Genomic DNA, 16407 nt, shown 5'->3' with positions numbered 1-16407 from the left:
ACGCGAATCCATGCCTTATGATGTCGTCATCGTCGGTGGCGGCGTTGCGGGATTGGGCGCCGCGATCCGGTTGAAGCAGGTGAATGCGGATCTTGAGGTCTGCGTGCTTGAGAAGGGTTCGGAGATCGGCGCGCATATCCTGTCGGGCGCGGTGGTCGATCCCAAGGCGCTGGACGAACTGCTGCCCGACTGGCGCGATGACGATTGCCCGATGGCCGAGACCCCGGTGACGGATAACTGGCACTGGACGCTGTCGGCCAAGGGCAAGTTCGCGATGCCGCATCTGGCGATGCCGCCCTTCATGTCGAACGATGGCAATTACACCGGTTCGCTGGGCAGCCTGTGCCGCTGGCTCGCGGAAAAGGCCGAGGGGTTGGGCGTGGAAATCTTCCCCGGCTTCCCGGCGGCCGAGGTGCTTTATAACGATGACGGTTCGGTCAAGGGCGTGGCGACCGGCGACATGGGCGTGGCCGCCGATGGCAGCCACAAGGCCGATTACCAGCCCGGCATGGAACTGCACGGCAAATACACGCTGTTTGCCGAAGGCGCGCGCGGGTCGCTGACCAAGCAGCTGAAGGCGAAGTTCGACCTTGAGGCGAATTGCGAACCGCAGGTCTATGGCCTTGGCATGAAGGAATTGTGGGACATCGATCCCGCCAAGCACGTGCCGGGCCGCGTTCTCCACACACAGGGCTGGCCGCTTAGCGAAAACGATGCGTGGGGCGGCGGCTTCCTCTATCACCAGGCCAACGGGCAGGTGGCCTTGGGCTTCGTGGTCGCGCTGGATTACGCCAACCCGTATCTGTTCCCGTTCGAGGAATTCCAGCGCTGGAAGCAGCATCCTGAAATCCGCTCGATCCTCGAAGGCGGGAAGCGCGTTTCCTATGGCGCGCGCGTCATTAACGAAGGCGGCTGGCAATCGGTGCCGAAACTCACCTTCCCCGGCGGCGCGCTGATCGGATGCAGCGCGGGCTTCGTCAATGTGCCCCGCATCAAGGGCAGCCATACCGCGATGAAATCGGGCATGCTCGCGGCCGAAGCCGTGGCCGAGGCCATCGGCGCCCAGCGCGCGGGCGACGAGGTCGTCGATTACGAGACGACATTGCGTTCGAGCTGGATCGCGGATGAACTGAAGAAAGTGAAGAACGCCGAACCCGCCGTCGCCAAGTTCGGCGGCGCGCTGGGCACGGTGATCGCGGGCGCGGACATGTGGATGCGCACGCTGAAGATCGGCCTGCCGATCACCATGAAGCACCACCGCGACTGCGATCAGACGATGCGCGCCGATCTGTTCAAGCCGATCCAGTATCCCAAGCCCGATGGCGTGATCAGCTTCGACCGTCTTTCCAGCGTGTTCCTGTCGAACACCAATCATGAGGAAGATCAGCCCTGCCACCTTCAGCTCAAGGACCCGGATGTTCCGCTGAAGATCAACCTGCCGGTCTATGCCGGGCCTGCGGCGCGTTACTGCCCGGCGGGGGTGTATGAATATACCGGTCTCGACGAAGAGGGCGCAGAGCCCAAATTCGTGATCAACGCGCAGAACTGCGTCCACTGCAAGACCTGCGACATCAAGGATCCGACGCAGAACATCAACTGGGTCACGCCCGAAGGCGGCGGCGGGCCCAATTATCCCAATATGTGAGCGGGCGGCACTCGCTGGACGTAGTCAGCGGACGTAAAGTCCGCCGTTCATGTCCAGCGTTGCCCCGACGAAAAAGCCGCCGCGGTCTGATGCCAGCAGGGCCGTCGCTGCGGCAATCTCGCTGACCTCCATGAAGCGACCGATCGGGACCTTGCCTTCCACCATGGCGATCTGTTCGTCCGACAAACGAGCCTTCGCCGTGGCGATGGGGCCGGGGGAAATCGCATTCACCGTGATCCCCTTGTCGGCCAGCAATTGCGCGAAATATTTCGTCAGCATGATCGCGCCGGCCTTGGATGAGGCATAATGCGGCGAAGCAACCGTGCCGCCGTTTTGCCCTGCCAATGAGGTGATATTGACGATCCGGCCATAGCCGTTTTCCGCCATGTGATCCTTGAAGACCTGGCAGCCCAGAAAAACGCTGCGCATGTTGATGGCGACGATCTCGTCGAATTCCTCTGGCGTGATGTCGTCAACCGGTGTGCGCTTTGCAAAGCCGGCATTGTTCACCAGAATATCGACCTTGCTCCATTTGGCGATGACGGCATCGCGTCCGGCGATGAAATCATCCTTGCTGCGTACGTCGAGCGAGACCACCATAACGCTCTCGCCCGAAGGGTCGAGGGACCCGGCGACGGCCGAAGCCGCCGCCAGGTCGATATCGCAGATCGCAACATTTCCTCCCCCCGCGTGTATTTCGCGGCAGATGGCCTCGCCAACGCCCTTGGCGCCGCCGGTAACCATTGCAGTCCGCCCTTCGAAAGAGAAGGAGCCGGGCCGGGGGATTTCGGTAAGGGTCATGTCGCGCTCCAGTTCCTTGACTTAGTACTTGTAGCCCAGCGTCAGGCCATAGGTGCGCGGGGTGTTAGTGAAGATTTTCCAGTACCGGGTCTGCCCCGTCGGCACGACGAGGAAGGCCGTAATGTCGTCGGCATGCATGATCTGGTAATTGTTGGTGAGATTCTTGCCCCACAGGCCCAGATTCCAGTGACCGTCGGCACTCTCGTAGTTGAGACGCGCGTTGAGCGTGCGCCCGCGCGTGTCATTATAGAGGTTCTGCCAGGTCGAGAGGTTGTTCGCGTCGTCGGTCGAGATGCGCGAGGAATAGTTGAATTCCACCTGCGGCGTGAGGATCGCGCCATTGGGCAGATAGGCATCATATTTGGCGCGCGCCAGGAACGAGTGCTTAGGCGCATATTTCGCGGGATTGCCCGAATAGTCGACATCGACCAGCGGGTCGTACAGCGAGGTATATTCGCCATCGAGGTAGGTGTAATTGAAAGTGAACTGAAGACCCGGCACCGGACGCAGCTTCGATTCAAGTTCCATGCCCTGCATCTTCAGCGTGCCGTTAAACGTGTGCGCCACGCCGCCTGCGCCCGAGAAGTTCTGCAAGTCCTTCGTTTTCTGGTCGAACAGCGCGACATTAAGGTCGAGCATATTGCCGAACAGCCGGGTCTTGGCGCCGATTTCGTAGTTGCGGGCCTTTTCTGGATCGAGCGGGATGGTCGGGTTCAGATAGGCGTTGTCGACAAAGCCGCCCGATTTGAAGCCCTTGGCATAGGTTGCATACAGGTTTACGCCATCCATCGGCTCGTACTTGACGGTGAAGCGCGGGGTGAACGCGTCCCAGCTTTCACCGCCCGAGGCTTCGACGTCGCCCGGAAAGCCAAGGCCGGGGATGCCATCAGGATCGGTGGTCGAAAAGGCGCGGTAGTCGATCGACTTCTTGTCTTTCGTGTAACGGCCACCGGCAACGACCGAGATCCGGTCGGTTACTTCGAAGGTCAGTTCTCCGAAGATTGCATAGGACTTGACCTTGCCGTCCTGAACGCGGGTGATGTTCGAGACATCCGGGTTGGTGCGGATGCGTCCGTCGAACACGCTTTCTGGCAGCGGGCTGTAATAGAAGATGTTCGTCGTCGAGACATCGGCGTTGAGGTAATAGACGCCCACCACATAGGACAGGCGATTGGGTGCGGACGCATAACGCAGTTCCTGCGTGAAGCTGCGATTCTTTACGTCCTGCCGACGGTCGAAAACGGGCACGACCGTTCCGACGGGAATGTCGTCGTTGATCGCGTGGCTGTCATTCATGCGATAGCCGGTGATCGCGGTCAGCGTACCGCCCATCAGGTCAAGATCACCGCGCAGGTAACCGCCCCGCAGGCGCTGCCTGTATGGTGAGGGGGCGTAGTCGTTGTTCGTCCACTCGTCATTGGTGAAATCGCCGAAGGTATCGGGCACAACCTGATCGCCGCCAATGCCCAGCTGGATCGAACCGGCATTGCCCTTGGTATAGGAATAATCCCCAGCCAGAACGATCTCGAGCGTGTCTGTCGGGGTGAACAGCAGTTTGCCGCGAATGGCATAGCCATCGGTCTCGCCGTAATTGCCGGGCTGGTTGGGGGTCTTGATCAAACCGTCGGAGCGCTCGGTCGAGAATGCGAAGCGGGCGGCGAGCTTGTCTTCCACGACGGTGCCGTTGACGACGCCTTCGGTGCGGAAATAGCCGCCATTGCCGCCGGTGACCTGCAACGAATACTCGTCGCCGAATTCGGGGTTGTTCGTCACGACCGCGATGGCGCCACCCACGACGTTGCGGCCGAACAGAGTGCCCTGCGGCCCGCGCAGCACCTCGACACGGTTAACGTCATAGAAGTTCGCGTTCAGGTCGTTGTTGAACACGTAATAGATGTCATCCTGGAAATAGGCGACGGGCGTGTCGAGTGTCGCGGTGCGAAAGGTCGACACATTGCCGCGGATCGAAAGGATCGAAAGCGACTTGTCAGACGTGTTGACGGTGATGCCGGGAAGCTCGGTGGTGAGCGCGGTCGGGCTGAAGACCTGCTGTTCGGCAAGGTCCGCGCCGCCGAACGCAGCGATCGAGAAGGGAACGTCGCGCACAGTCGATTCGCGGCGTTGAGCGGTCACGATGATTTCCTGCGTGTCGTCCCGGCGGACAGGCCCCTCAGTCATCTGATCGGAGTCCTCATCACCTACCGAATCCGATGATGCCGTGGTTGGTGCGTCCTGTGCGAATGCGGGCGTGGCAAAGCAGGCCGCGATGGCAAGGCATGACGTAAGTGTCTGAATATAGTTCTTCATTTCTGGTCTTCTCTCCCTGAAGCCGATTGAACGATTGTGTTCTGGAGCGCAGAAAGAGCGATGAAGAGAAATAATAGCAATAGCATCGTCCCTATTTTCGAATGGTACAACCATATTCCGATTGGGGCTGTGGCGGCAGAACATTTAGCTCGGAAATCGAAATGCCGTCCGGACAGCCGGGTGCAGGCGGGGCCGACAGGGGGTCGGTCCAGGATTATGACAAAACCAGAAACTGTGAGGATCAAATGCAGACCAAGGACAGCGAAGACCTGACCCGCGTGGGCCCGGGCACCGTCATGGGCGCTTTCATGCGCCAGTACTGGGTGCCGGCGTGCCTTTCATCGGAACTGGTAGCCGATGGCGATCCGGTTCGCTTGATGATCATGTGCGAAAAGCTGATCGCCTTCCGTGACAGCGAAGGCCGCGTCGGCATCATGGATCACCGCTGCCCGCACCGCTGCGCCTCGCTCTTCATCGGCCGTAACGAGGAAAGCGGCATTCGCTGCGTCTATCACGGCTGGAAATTCGACGTTAATGGCAAGTGCGTTGACATGCCGTCGGTTCCCGCCCGCATGGACTTCAAGGAACGCGTCCACGCCAAGGCCTACAAGACCTATGAGGCGAATGGACTGATCTGGGTGTACATGGGTGCCGATCAGGACAATCCTCCGCCGCACCCGCAGATCGAGGCTGCGATGCATCCCGATGCCGAGATCTGGTGCCTGCAGCGCGACTGCAACTGGCTCCAGGCGCTGGAAGGCGACATCGACACCAGCCATGTCGGCTTCCTCCACGTCGGTTCCTTGAAGGCCGAGGATCTGGACGAGGATCACCCGATGCGTCCGACCGTCCTCAACCGCGCGCCGGATTATGAAGTCGCGCAGTCCGACTGGGGCGTGATGTATGGCGGCTATCGTCCGAACGACGACGGGCAGATGTCATGGCGCGTGGCGCATTACATGTTCCCGTTCTGGACGCAGACACCCAATAATCGCTTTGCCACCCGCGCCATCGCCCGCGCTTGGGTTCCGATCGACGATGAACACTCGATGCTGTTCGACATCACCTGCGGCAGTGATGCGGGCAACCCTGCCTATACCTCGACGCTGAAGGACGGCACGCCGCTGTTCGACGTGATCAGCTATGCGCCCAACACCACCGACTGGTACGGCCGCTGGCGCTCGACCGACAGCGAAACGAACGATTGGGCGATCGACCGCGATTCCCAGCGCAACGGCACCCAGTTCACCGGCATTCCGAACATCACCATGCAGGATCAGGCCGTGACCGAGAGCATGGGGCCGATCACCGACCACAGTTTCGAGAACCTGGCCCCAACCGACCAGATGATCGCGCGTGTCCGTCGCCGGGTTTTGATGGCCGCGCGCGCCGTGGCCGAAGGCAAGGCGCCCGCACCCGGCGCGCAGGAACCGGAAGTGTTCTACAATGCGAGAGCCGGTTCCTTCCTGCATAACCCCGATGACAGCCTTGCCGGTGCCTATGAAACCGCGCTGTCCAAGGCAACGCGCTGGGGCAAGGAGGTCGAGGCGGCCGAATAAGGCCCCACGGCTTCGGCTCCAGTTTCCGGTCAGCAAATTTCGGGGCCGGTGAAGGTCCGTCGTTTCGGGAGAGAACGATGCGAGATGTAGAGGACATGCAATACGCGGGCGAGGTCGAGACCCCCGAGATCGACGACACGCCTGCGTATGGGCAAGGAAGTACCATGAAAGCCAGAATCAAGAAGATCGAATGGGAAGCGGACGGGATCAACTCCTACTTCCTGACCACGCTCGACGGGCAGGACATGCCCGCATTCGAACCGGGCGCGCATGTCGATGTCCAGCTCAAGCCGGGTCTGACCCGCAGCTACTCGCTGGTCAACGATCCGAAAGAACGCCGCTATTACGAGATCGCGGTCCACCATGCGATCGACAGCCGCGGTGGATCGCGCCACATTCACGAGGTGTGGCGCGTGGGCGAAATCGTCGAGATCTCGGCGCCGAAGAACAATTTCCCGATGCACGAAGATGCCGCGCATACTGTGCTGATCGCGGGCGGCATCGGCGTTACCCCGATGCTGCCGATGATCGCGCGGCTTGAGGATCTGGGAAAAAGCTGGGAGCTGCATTACGTGGCCGCCACGCCCGAGCGTGCCGCCTATGTCGACCGGATTGCCGCTTTTCCCAATGCGAAGATCGTGTTCGACGGGATCGAGGGCGGGGCAAAGCTCGACCTTGCAGGGCTGAGCGAAAGCGCGCCCGGCGATGCCCATCTGTATTGCTGCGGTCCGGGCGGGATGCTGGATGCCTTCGTCGCGCTTAACAAGGGGCGTCCTTCCGAGAACGTCCATATCGAATATTTCTCGGCCGAGACCGAAATCGCGACCGATGGCGGCTATGCGCTTGAACTGACGCGCAGCGGCAAGACCATTACCGTGGCCGAAGGCGAGACCATGCTCGATGCGCTGCTGACGGCGGGTGTCGATATCGGCTTTGCCTGTTCGGAAGGCGTGTGCGGCACCTGTCAGGTCAAGGTGCTGGACGGCGTGCCCGATCACCGCGACCACTTCCTGACCGACGAAGAGAAGGCGGCAAACACTTCGGTGATGGTCTGCTGCTCCGGCTCGTGCTCATCGAAATTGGTGCTCGACATCTAACAGAGCATCGATCCCGGTTTGATAGAGCCGCAAAGCGGCCGGCCGGTTCCAACGCAGGAGAGAGGATTTTGGCAGTTTCGCTGAGCAGCAATCAGCAGGGCGGTTTTCTCGATGCCCTGCCGCTGTCCTATTACCAGATATGGTCGGTGCTGATGATCGCGGCGACCGTCGTGCTCGACGGGCTCGACAACCAGATGCTGGGCCTTGCCGCGCCATCGCTGATTGCCGAATGGGACATAAGCCGGGATACGCTGGGCATGGTCTTTGCTCTGGGCTTTGTGGGCATGGCGATCGGCACGCTGGTCTCGGGCGTGATCGGCGATCTTGTCGGCAGGCGAGGGGCATTGCTGATCGGCGTGTCACTATTCGGCATTGCCACCTTGCTGACCGGATTTTCTACCGCGCTGTGGCAGGTCGCAGTGCTCAAGTTCCTGGCTGGCGCAGGGCTTGGCGGCGTACCCGGTACGGCGTCGGCCATGATCGCGGAATTCACGCCTGCGCGCTGGCGTAGCCAGGCGGTGACTTTCGGCGTCGTCTGCGTATCGATTGGCGGCGTGCTGGGCGGTCTTGCGGCGGCGGCGATCCTGCCTTCGCTCGGCTGGCGATGGCTCTTCTATCTGGGTGGCGCGATCACCATAGCCTTCGTTCTCTATCTTCTACTCGTCCTGCCGGAATCCCCGCAATATCTGCTGGACAGCGGTAAGCGCCGGGTCGAATTCGAAAAGGTGATGACGCGCATCGGCCATCCCGATCCCGCTTCGCTAAAGGCGGAGGGCGCGGGCGGAGAGGTTGAAAAAATGCCGTTTTCCGCGCTGTTTGGCGCGGCGCATCTGCGCGATACGCTCGCACTCGCGCTGGCGATGTTTTCGGGCATGTTCATGATCTACCTGATGTTCAACTGGGCCCCCACTATGCTGACGACCAGCGGCTATGACCTGAAACTGGCCAGTCTTGGCTTGACCAGTTTCAACATGGGCGGGGTGATCGGCGCGATGCTGGCATCCTTCGCCATCATCAAGCTGGGTTCGCGCATTACACTTGTCACCATGGCGCTTGTCGGCACGCTGGTTTGCACCGCGCTGGCGATCTTGCCGATGGGCGCAGGTGGCAACGAGAACGCCATGCTGGGCCTGCTGGTCGCTATGGGCCTGTTCGCCAGCGCCGCGCAATCGGCCATGTTCGCCGTGGGCGCCCACGCGTTTCCCACCGGCGTCAGGGCGCGCGGGCTTGGCACCATGGGACTGTCCGGGCGTGCAGGCGCCATTGTCAGCGCATTGGCCGGCGCATGGCTTATCGGCGGCGGCGCACAGATGTTCTTCGGCGCGCTGGCCGTGCTGATGCTGGTCAATGCGATCGGGTTTCTAATCGTGCAAAGCCATATTCCGCGGCTTGACCGCAACCAGGAGAGACCTGCGTGACGCACAGTTTCGATTATATTGTCATCGGTTCAGGTCCTGGTGGCAGCGTGTTGGCCAACCGCCTGTCTGCAGATCCCGCCGTATCGGTGGCCCTGATCGAGGCGGGGCCGTCCGATCGCAAATGGCCGGTCAACATCAAGACGATCATGCCGGTCGGCAATATCTTCCTAATCCCGCATGCGCGTTACAACTGGCAGCAGCAGTTGACCGGCGGCGATGCGATCGACGGGCGCGTCATCGGCTTTCCGCGCGGCAAGCTTTTCGGTGGATGCAGCGCGATCAATGGCGGCGTCTATATTCGCGGACAGGAAGAAGATTACGCAAGCTGGGTGCAGGCAGGCAATCCCGGCTGGGGCTGGGACGATGTACTTCCCGTTTTCAAGCGGCTCGAAAACTACCACGGCCCTGACAAGTCATGGCACGGCAAGGGTGCGGAACTGGATGTCGAGAAACCGGCATCTTTCAACCCGATCACCACCGCGATCATCGACGCCGCAGTAGAGGCGGGGCATTACCACAACGAGGATTTCGCGGCCGAGCGCAAGGATGGCTTTGGGCGCTATGATCTGAACCAGCGGCGCGGCACGCGGCTTTCGGCGGCCCGCGCTTTCCTGCATCCTGCGCTTGGGCGATCGAACCTCAGCGTGTTTGATGAAACGCTAGTGCGGCGCATCATCACAGACGATGGCCGCGCCACCGGGGTCGAGATCGAGCGTGCAGGCAAGCGCGAGATCATGACGGCCAGGAATGAAGTGCTGGTCTGCGCTGGTGCGACTAATTCGCCGCAACTGCTGATGCTGTCCGGCATTGGCGACAGGGACGCGCTTTCCAAGGTTGGCGTTGATCCGGTCCACCATCTTCCCGGGGTCGGCGCACATCTGCAGGACCATCCTACGGTCCACATCTCGGTCGAAAATCCCACAGGGGAATCCTATGCCAATTCGCGTTCGGCATTGCTCCGCAATGCTTTGGCGCCGTTTAAATACGCGCTGAAGCGCGAAGGCATGTTTGCATCCAACGTGGCAGAGTGCGGCGGCTTTGTCTGCACAGACGGCAGCGGCAGGCCTGATATACAGTTGACCTTTCTGGTCGGGTTGAAAGGCAATGCCCGCGTTGTGCCCAGCAATCATGGCTTCATGGCGCTGATCCAGCTGCTTCGCCCCAATAGCGAAGGTCGCGTGCGGCTGGCCAGCAACAGGGCAGAGGACAAGCCCATAATCGAGCCCAATTTCTTTGACGATCCGCGCGACATGGCGACCCTTATCGCCGGTTTCCGCGAAGCGCGGCGCATCTTTGCGCAACCTGCGCTGGCCGCCATGCGCGGCAAGGAGATCGAGCCCGGTGCCGAGCATGTCAGCGACCAAGAGCTCGACAAGGCGCTGCGCAAGATCGTCAATACCGCCTATCACCCCACCGGCACCTGCAAGATGGGGCCTGCCAGCGACCCGCTTGCCGTCGTCGATGATCGGCTGCGGGTGCACGGGATCGATGGCCTGCGCGTGGTCGACGCCTCGGTCATGCCCTCAATCATCAGCGGCAATACCAGCGCGCCCACGATGATGATCGCCCAGCGCGCCGCCGATTTCATTCTGGAAGAGCGCAAAACTCATAGTTCGCAAGCGGCCGAACCGGCCCGGGTTGCAGAAACGGAGCTTCAGTCATGAACGCAAACACGCCTATTACCTCGGTCATTACCGATCGCGACCAGGACATGTTGATTGGCGGCAAGCGCGTGCCTGCCGTGTCCGGCCAGCGTTTCGAAACGCGCAATCCCGCCACGGGCGAACTGCTCGCCAATGTTGCGCATGGCGGGGCAGAAGATGTCGACCGCGCGGTCAAGGTTGCGCGAGAGGCGTTGAGCGGGCCGTGGAGCCGGATGAAGCCCGCCGAAAGGCAGGCGATCATGCTGCGCCTTGCCGATCTGGTCGAGGAGAACTGGGACGAGCTTGCCATGCTCGACACGCTTGACCTTGGCGCGCCCTTGTCGCGCACGCGGTTGGGCAAGGTAAGAGCAGGGGCGCTGCTGCGCTATTATGCGGGGCAGGCCACGCTGATCTCGGGCGAAACGCTGGCCAATTCCGCGCCGGGGGATGTTCTGAGCCATACGCTGAAAGAACCGATTGGCGTGGTTGCCGCGATCAACCCGTGGAACGGCCCCATCGGCATGTCGGTATGGAAGTCCGGCCCTGTACTCGCCACCGGTTGTACGCTGGTGATGAAGCCTGCCGAACAGACGCCGCTGTCTGCGTTGCGCTTTGCCGAGCTTTGCCTTGAAGCGGGCGTGCCCGATGGCGTCATCAATGTGGTGACCGGCCTTGGTGATGCGGGCGCGGCGCTTTCCGCGCATCCCGACGTCGACAAGATCGCGTTCACCGGTTCGACCGGCGTGGGCCAGAAGATCATCGAGGCTGCCGCCCCCACGATGAAGCGGGTGACGGTGGAGCTGGGCGGCAAATCGCCCAATATCGTCTTTGCCGATGCCGATCTCGACAAGGCGGTGCCGGCCGCGGCCAATGCGGTGTTCGCCAATGCAGGGCAGATCTGCAGCGCGGGCACGCGCCTGTTCGTGCAGTCATCGATCCACGATGAATTCATGGAGCGACTGGTCGAACATAGCCGCACGATCAACGTGGGCGATCCGCTTGATCCTGATACGCAGATCGGTCCGGTCGTGTCGAAAGCGCAGATGGATCGCATCCTGTCCTTCATCGACGGTGCGCAGGGCGAGGGCGCAAGACCTCTGCTGGGCGGCGCGCGCAAGGCAGGTGCGGGATATGACGATGGCTTTTTCGTCGAGCCGACAATTTTCGGCAATGTGACCGACGGCATGACCATCGCTCGCGAGGAGATTTTCGGCCCTGTCCTTTCCGCATTCTCCTTCGAAAGCGTGGATGAGGTACTCGCGCGCGCAAATGCAACGTCTTTCGGCCTTGGCAGCGGGGTGTGGACGCGCGATCTTGCCACCGCGCATAAAATGGCGCGCGGCATCAAGGCCGGTTCGGTCTGGGTCAACTGCTACCAGATGCTTGATCCCGGCGTGCCGTTTGGCGGCTATAAGATGAGCGGGTTTGGGCGCGAATCCGGCCCGCACCATATCGAGGAATATCTGGAAACGAAGGCGGTCTGGATCAACCTCGACTGATCCTGAGGGGCGCGTGGATCAGATCCACGTGCCCGTCAGATCGGGGTTAGAGATACGCTCGCGCGCGGCCTCTTCCAGCTTTTCGAAGAACAGGCGTTGGGTGGCGGTGGGGCGCCAACTGCGCCGCGTGGTGATCCCCACCATGCGGCGGCTGCCTTCCAGCGGCCTGCCGATCTGTGTCAAAAGCCCGCTGCGGATCTGCAGCGCGACCTGATCGGGCGACAATAGCGTCAGCAGGTTCGAATATGTCAGCAGGCGACCGATGATCATCACCGATCCACATTCGATCTGGGTTTCGGGCCTTGGTCCTTCGGCAAAGAACCGTTCCCAATGTGCCCTGAGCGGTGCGTCGGCGGGTGCCACGATCCATGGATAGGACCGCAGCTGGTCCATAGTCGGCCTTTCCACCGACGCCAGCGGGTGCTGGCTGCCGGCGGCGACGACCAGAAGGTCCTCCAGAAGCGGACGCTGATAAAGATCGGCGATCTCGTGCGGGCGAAGTGCACCCACGATCATGTCGATGGCACCATCGCGCAGCGGCTCCACAAGCTCGCTCCAGCTGCCTTCTAGTACCTTGAACGACGCCTTTGGCACTTCCTTGGCGATATCGGCCATGGCGCGCGGCACGATATAGGGGCGAGCGAGCGGCAGCGCGCCGAAGGAGATCATTTCGCTGCGGCTGTCGCTGTCGAGCGCGAGATCGACCAGCGCCGCCTGAATTTCGGCAACGGCAAGCCGCGACCCGCGCGCAAGCTTTTTGCCTGCTGCATTCAGCCACACTGCCCGTCCGCGTCGTTCGACCAGATCGGTGCCGATGACCAGTTCCAGATCGCCCACCGCGCGATGGACAGCCGTTTGCGATATGGCAATGCTGCGCGCTGCTTCGGCAAAGCTACCGGCATTCGCAAGCGCCAGAAAGGCGCGCAGCTGCGTCATCGTCATGAGCCGTTCGGGATTGTTAAACACATTGGTCAGGCCTTGGGCACTATCGGCCAAATGTTTCAGTGCGGCCTCTGTCCGTTCGATCACGATGCGGCCCATCGCGGTGGGGATCATGCCGCCAGAACGCCTTTCGAACAACGTATAGCCGAACTGGCGTTCAAGCTTGGCAATCCCTTGTGTCAGGGCCGGTTGGGATAGATTTACCAGCGATCCTGCTGCGGTGATGCTGCCGTGTTCGTGGATGGCCAACAGCCCGCGCAGGTGCCGGATGTTGATCTCGAAAACTTCGGTCATTTCCTCAACCCGCTCTCGTTCCGGCACCTGATTGTTCCGATGTGCCTCTCGATAGAACTTATAGCATCATACCTTGAGAGCGATAGGTCTCGATCTCGTCGTCCCGTAAATCCAATATGTCGTGAAAGATGGCGCCGCCATCCTCGCCCAGCGCGGGCATGTGATCGCGGGCATGGGCGGCCGAAGCGGACATTTTGAAAGGAGGGTTGGTCACTTTGAACCGGCCGGCACCGTCGTCCAGCGTGGTAAAGGCCTGGCGTGCTGCCAGTTGCTCGTCCTCCATCACCTCGGTGACGTTGCGATAGACCGCGCAGGGCACGCCTTTTGCCGATAGCTGCGCTTCGGCCTGTTCCGAACTGTGCTTCACGGTCCAGTTCTCGGCTTCGGCCAGCAGCGCATCCCAGTTGCGATTGCGATCGGCATTGGTGGCAAAGCGCGGATCGTCGGCCAATTCCTCGCGCCCCATTGCCTTTACCAGACTCAGGAAATTGGCGGGGCTGGTGGGGGCGACCATGATGAAGCCGTCGGCGGTGCGCAAAGGTTTGTAAAGCGGGCGGCGCTGATCCAGAGGTTGCTGCGCGGTCTGCGTTTCATAAACCAGCATGCCGACCATCGCTTCCAGCATGGATACATCGATATATTGGCCCTTGCCGGTCCGTTCGCGTTGGAAGAGCGCGGTCTGGATCGCGCCAAATGCATGGGCGCCGCCCAGAACGTCGGCGATGAAAATGCCGCTGGTCGCCGGCTTGTCCGCATTGTCCTGATATTCAAGATTGGTCAGGTCGAAACCACTGCTGGCATGGATGACCGGAGCATAGGCAGGCGAATGCGCCTTGGGCCCATGCTGGCCATAGCCGGAGATTGAGCAATAAATCAGACGCGGATTGATCTTGGCCAGCGTTTCGTAATCAAGGCCGAAGCGCGCCATCACGCCGGGGCGGAAATTTTCGACCACGATATCACATTGGCTTGCCAGCTTGCGAATGGTGTCCTGCATGGCAGGGTTCTTCAGGTCGCAGGCAAGACTGCGCTTGCCGGCGTTGAGCTGTGCGAAATAGCGGCTCTTGCCATCGCGCAGCGGCGGACGGGCGCGGACCTGATCGCCGCCTTTCATCGTCTCCACCTTGATGACCTCGGCGCCAAGATCGGCCAGCATGCGCGTGGCGAACGGACCTGCCATCACTGCCGTGAAATCCAGCACCCTGATCCCATCAAGGGCGCCTGCCATCCGATCGTCCACACCGCTCTCCGTCTCTTAAAGGTATAATGGTCCTACCTATAAAAATCGGGCGGTAAAATGCAAGTGGGTACCGTCATCAGCGCAAAAAGCGCCAGACGCTAGCGCGCCGCGTTTTCCTGCATGTGTTGGTGTATCCGGTCGAGGTGCGCCGTCATTTCCGCGACGGCTGCACCGCAATCCCTCTCTCGCAGGGCCGTGACAAGGCGGTGGCGCGAATCGATCAAGGTTTCCTGCAACGTCTTGTAATTCGGCCCGGCCACGAAAGCCTGCAGGATCGATGACAAGGCCCCGACGAACAACGCATAGATGCGGTTCCCCGTCGCTTCGGCCAGCACCTGATAGAACTCAACCGCGCAGTGATAGCGTGCCTCGACATCGGTCTCGATGCGGGTCTGATCCACGATGGCGGCCAAGCGATCGAATTGGGCGTCGGTCCCGCGTTCGCACGCAAGGCGAACGACAGTGGCTTGAATGCTGAGACGCGCTTCGGTCAATTCATCGAGCGAGACTTTGCCGAGATGGACGAAGTCCTGCATCGCCTGCGCGACATGTTCATTTTCCGCCGCCTGAATGAAGGCGCCGCCCTTCACGCCCTTTTCGTTGCGGATGATGCCCGACATTTCCAGACTGCGTAGCGCCTCGCGTACGGCGTTGCGGCTGATCTGGAAACGCACCGCCAGCTCGCGTTCGGCGGGCAGCTTGTCGCCTGCTTTCAACGTGCCATCGGCGACCATCTGACGAACTTGGTCGCACACCGCTTCGAATGCGCGCTGCGTCTTGATGGGTCTGAAGCCTGAGTTACCCTCGCTTCGTGCAGGTTTTGCCATGATGATGTTTGCCTGTCGTCCTGGTTTTCGTGCTATCGGTATTGCTCGTGTCGCGTGGTGACAAGGGGTTGGCTCAATGGTCCGACCTCTTGCCAACGGCCAGTTTGCCCAGACCGCATCGATTTACATTGATCTTGCGCAAACCGAACTGCGGGCGGGCGCACGGGTATCTTGCACAGCCACGCATCACATGCTGTAGCCTTGGTCCATGAAGATGAAGGAACTGGAAAAAGTGACTGGCGTGAACCGGGAAACAATCCGGGTTTACTTACGCGAAGGTCTTGTTCCCCAACCCGAACGTAGCGGCCGAACCGTTGCCGATTACGGCGATCAACATGTCGAGGCGATCCGCGCGGTACGCCGGCTCCAGCGTGAAAACCGTCTGACGCTAGCCCAGATCAAGACTTTGGTCACGGGGAGCATGACGGAAAAGCGGATCAACGAAAGTGCGTTTGACGATCTTGAGACACTGGTGTCGCACCGGGCCAATTCGGATCAGACCCCCGTTCTTCTCAAGACCCTTGTTGGGCAATATCCTAAGGCAATCGAAGATGCCCGAACGCTTTGCGAGATCGGCATTATCGACATCACCGATACCGCGCATGGCGAGGCGTTGAGCGTGACATCGGCGCAACTGGTCAGCATCTGGGGCGAAATGCGCAAGGCGGGCTTTAACGAGACGCTCGACTATTCTCCCGAGGTTCTGGGCCACTATATCGATGCTTCAGAATTCGTCGGGCGATGGGAAGCCAAGACCTTTCTGGACCATGTCGAAGGACGCATCGACGTGAATGAGGCGGCCCGGATGGTCGAGGTCGCATTTCCTCTCATGCTTAATTTTTTTGGCCTGATGCGGCGCCGTGCTTTTTTCCGTCATGTCGAGGCGATCCAGCATGAGCGCGAGATCGAAGAGCCGACCTTGGGCCGCTTACCGAAGTGAAAGTTTGATCCTCAAGGCCGTCTCTGGCCCGTTGCATAAGCGCGCACGCTATTCAATTTGCATGCGAGAATTCGAATTTCAGATCGAGTATCGGCCAATCTCCGCCGTTTCCGCGGTGAACGCGCGAACGTCGGCTGATCCTCAGCATCGGTTCTACCATTTCAGATATTGACCGTTCCTGTTCCGACCATCTAC

General features: G+C 60.7%; 12 protein-coding genes. 7 read left to right on the top strand and 5 right to left on the bottom strand.

Features of this window, described 5'->3' with window-relative positions; genetic code table 11:
• Positions 1-1645, top strand: a 1645-nt coding sequence (locus A9D13_RS04945) for an electron transfer flavoprotein-ubiquinone oxidoreductase (RefSeq protein ID WP_244884880.1), incomplete at its 5' end; no start/stop codon positions are given.
• A gap of 24 nt (positions 1646-1669) precedes the next feature.
• Here the strand turns inward: A9D13_RS04945 and A9D13_RS04940 are convergent.
• Complete coding sequence (locus A9D13_RS04940; protein ID WP_066770964.1) at positions 1670-2446, bottom strand: SDR family NAD(P)-dependent oxidoreductase; 777 nt, start codon at positions 2444-2446, stop codon at positions 1670-1672.
• Between the two features lie 21 nt (positions 2447-2467).
• The gene (locus A9D13_RS04935; RefSeq protein ID WP_229665553.1) at positions 2468-4753 is read right to left on the bottom strand and encodes a TonB-dependent receptor; all 2286 of its coding nucleotides are present in this window, start codon (positions 4751-4753) and stop codon (positions 2468-2470) included.
• A 245-nt stretch (positions 4754-4998) separates the two neighbouring features.
• Between A9D13_RS04935 and A9D13_RS04930 the strand changes: the two genes are divergently transcribed.
• The 5 genes from A9D13_RS04930 (at position 4999) to A9D13_RS04910 (ending at position 11969) form a co-directional block, all read left to right on the top strand.
• Entirely contained in the window at positions 4999-6312 is a 1314-nt protein-coding gene (locus A9D13_RS04930; protein WP_066770963.1) for a Rieske 2Fe-2S domain-containing protein, read from the top strand.
• Between the two features lie 164 nt (positions 6313-6476).
• Entirely contained in the window at positions 6477-7409 is a 933-nt protein-coding gene (locus tag A9D13_RS04925; protein ID WP_066771015.1) for a PDR/VanB family oxidoreductase, read from the top strand.
• Between the two features lie 68 nt (positions 7410-7477).
• A complete protein-coding gene (locus A9D13_RS04920; RefSeq protein WP_229665554.1) occupies positions 7478-8827 on the top strand; it encodes an MFS transporter in 1350 nt (449 codons plus the stop codon).
• A complete protein-coding gene (locus A9D13_RS04915; protein ID WP_066770962.1) occupies positions 8824-10491 on the top strand; it encodes a GMC family oxidoreductase in 1668 nt (555 codons plus the stop codon). Before A9D13_RS04920 ends, A9D13_RS04915 begins: the two co-directional genes overlap by 4 nt.
• Positions 10488-11969, top strand: a complete 1482-nt coding sequence (locus tag A9D13_RS04910) for an aldehyde dehydrogenase family protein (protein ID WP_066770957.1) — start codon at positions 10488-10490, stop codon at positions 11967-11969. Before A9D13_RS04915 ends, A9D13_RS04910 begins: the two co-directional genes overlap by 4 nt.
• 18 nt (positions 11970-11987) lie before the next feature.
• On the opposite strand, the gene A9D13_RS04905 is transcribed toward A9D13_RS04910, so the two are convergent.
• From A9D13_RS04905 to A9D13_RS04895, 3 genes are all read right to left on the bottom strand, one after another.
• Complete coding sequence (locus A9D13_RS04905) at positions 11988-13205, bottom strand: LysR family transcriptional regulator (protein WP_066770953.1); 1218 nt, start codon at positions 13203-13205, stop codon at positions 11988-11990.
• 58 nt (positions 13206-13263) lie between these two features.
• The gene (locus A9D13_RS04900) at positions 13264-14433 is read right to left on the bottom strand and encodes a CaiB/BaiF CoA transferase family protein (protein ID WP_066770949.1); all 1170 of its coding nucleotides are present in this window, start codon (positions 14431-14433) and stop codon (positions 13264-13266) included.
• Between the two features lie 110 nt (positions 14434-14543).
• Positions 14544-15272 (bottom strand): FadR/GntR family transcriptional regulator, encoded by a 729-nt coding sequence (locus tag A9D13_RS04895; RefSeq protein ID WP_066770947.1) that lies wholly within the window; start codon positions 15270-15272, stop codon positions 14544-14546.
• A gap of 208 nt (positions 15273-15480) precedes the next feature.
• Between A9D13_RS04895 and A9D13_RS04890 the strand changes: the two genes are divergently transcribed.
• Entirely contained in the window at positions 15481-16212 is a 732-nt protein-coding gene (locus A9D13_RS04890) for a MerR family transcriptional regulator (protein WP_066770944.1), read from the top strand.
• The last annotated feature ends 195 nt before the right edge of the window (positions 16213-16407 follow it).

Origin of the sequence: Croceicoccus mobilis (assembly GCF_001661965.1) — a bacterium.
In the GTDB taxonomy this organism is placed as follows: Bacteria; Pseudomonadota; Alphaproteobacteria; order Sphingomonadales; family Sphingomonadaceae; genus Croceicoccus; species Croceicoccus mobilis.
The sequence above is the reverse complement of the archived record's forward strand: the minus strand, read 5'-3'. Positions and strand labels throughout refer to the sequence as shown.

What these genes read in the sequence shown, in the direction of transcription:
- A9D13_RS04930 (WP_066770963.1), top strand. Translation starts at nt 4,999, where the DNA reads ATGCAGACCAAGGACAGCGAAGACCTGACCCGCGTGGGCCCGGGCACC.
- A9D13_RS04895 (WP_066770947.1), bottom strand. Translation starts at nt 15,272, where the DNA reads ATGGCAAAACCTGCACGAAGCGAGGGTAACTCAGGCTTCAGACCCATC.
- A9D13_RS04940 (WP_066770964.1), bottom strand. Translation starts at nt 2,446, where the DNA reads ATGACCCTTACCGAAATCCCCCGGCCCGGCTCCTTCTCTTTCGAAGGG.
- A9D13_RS04925 (WP_066771015.1), top strand. Translation starts at nt 6,477, where the DNA reads ATGAAAGCCAGAATCAAGAAGATCGAATGGGAAGCGGACGGGATCAAC.
- A9D13_RS04905 (WP_066770953.1), bottom strand. Translation starts at nt 13,205, where the DNA reads ATGACCGAAGTTTTCGAGATCAACATCCGGCACCTGCGCGGGCTGTTG.
- A9D13_RS04910 (WP_066770957.1), top strand. Translation starts at nt 10,488, where the DNA reads ATGAACGCAAACACGCCTATTACCTCGGTCATTACCGATCGCGACCAG.
- A9D13_RS04935 (WP_229665553.1), bottom strand. Translation starts at nt 4,753, where the DNA reads ATGAAGAACTATATTCAGACACTTACGTCATGCCTTGCCATCGCGGCC.
- A9D13_RS04890 (WP_066770944.1), top strand. Translation starts at nt 15,481, where the DNA reads ATGAAGATGAAGGAACTGGAAAAAGTGACTGGCGTGAACCGGGAAACA.
- A9D13_RS04900 (WP_066770949.1), bottom strand. Translation starts at nt 14,433, where the DNA reads ATGGCAGGCGCCCTTGATGGGATCAGGGTGCTGGATTTCACGGCAGTG.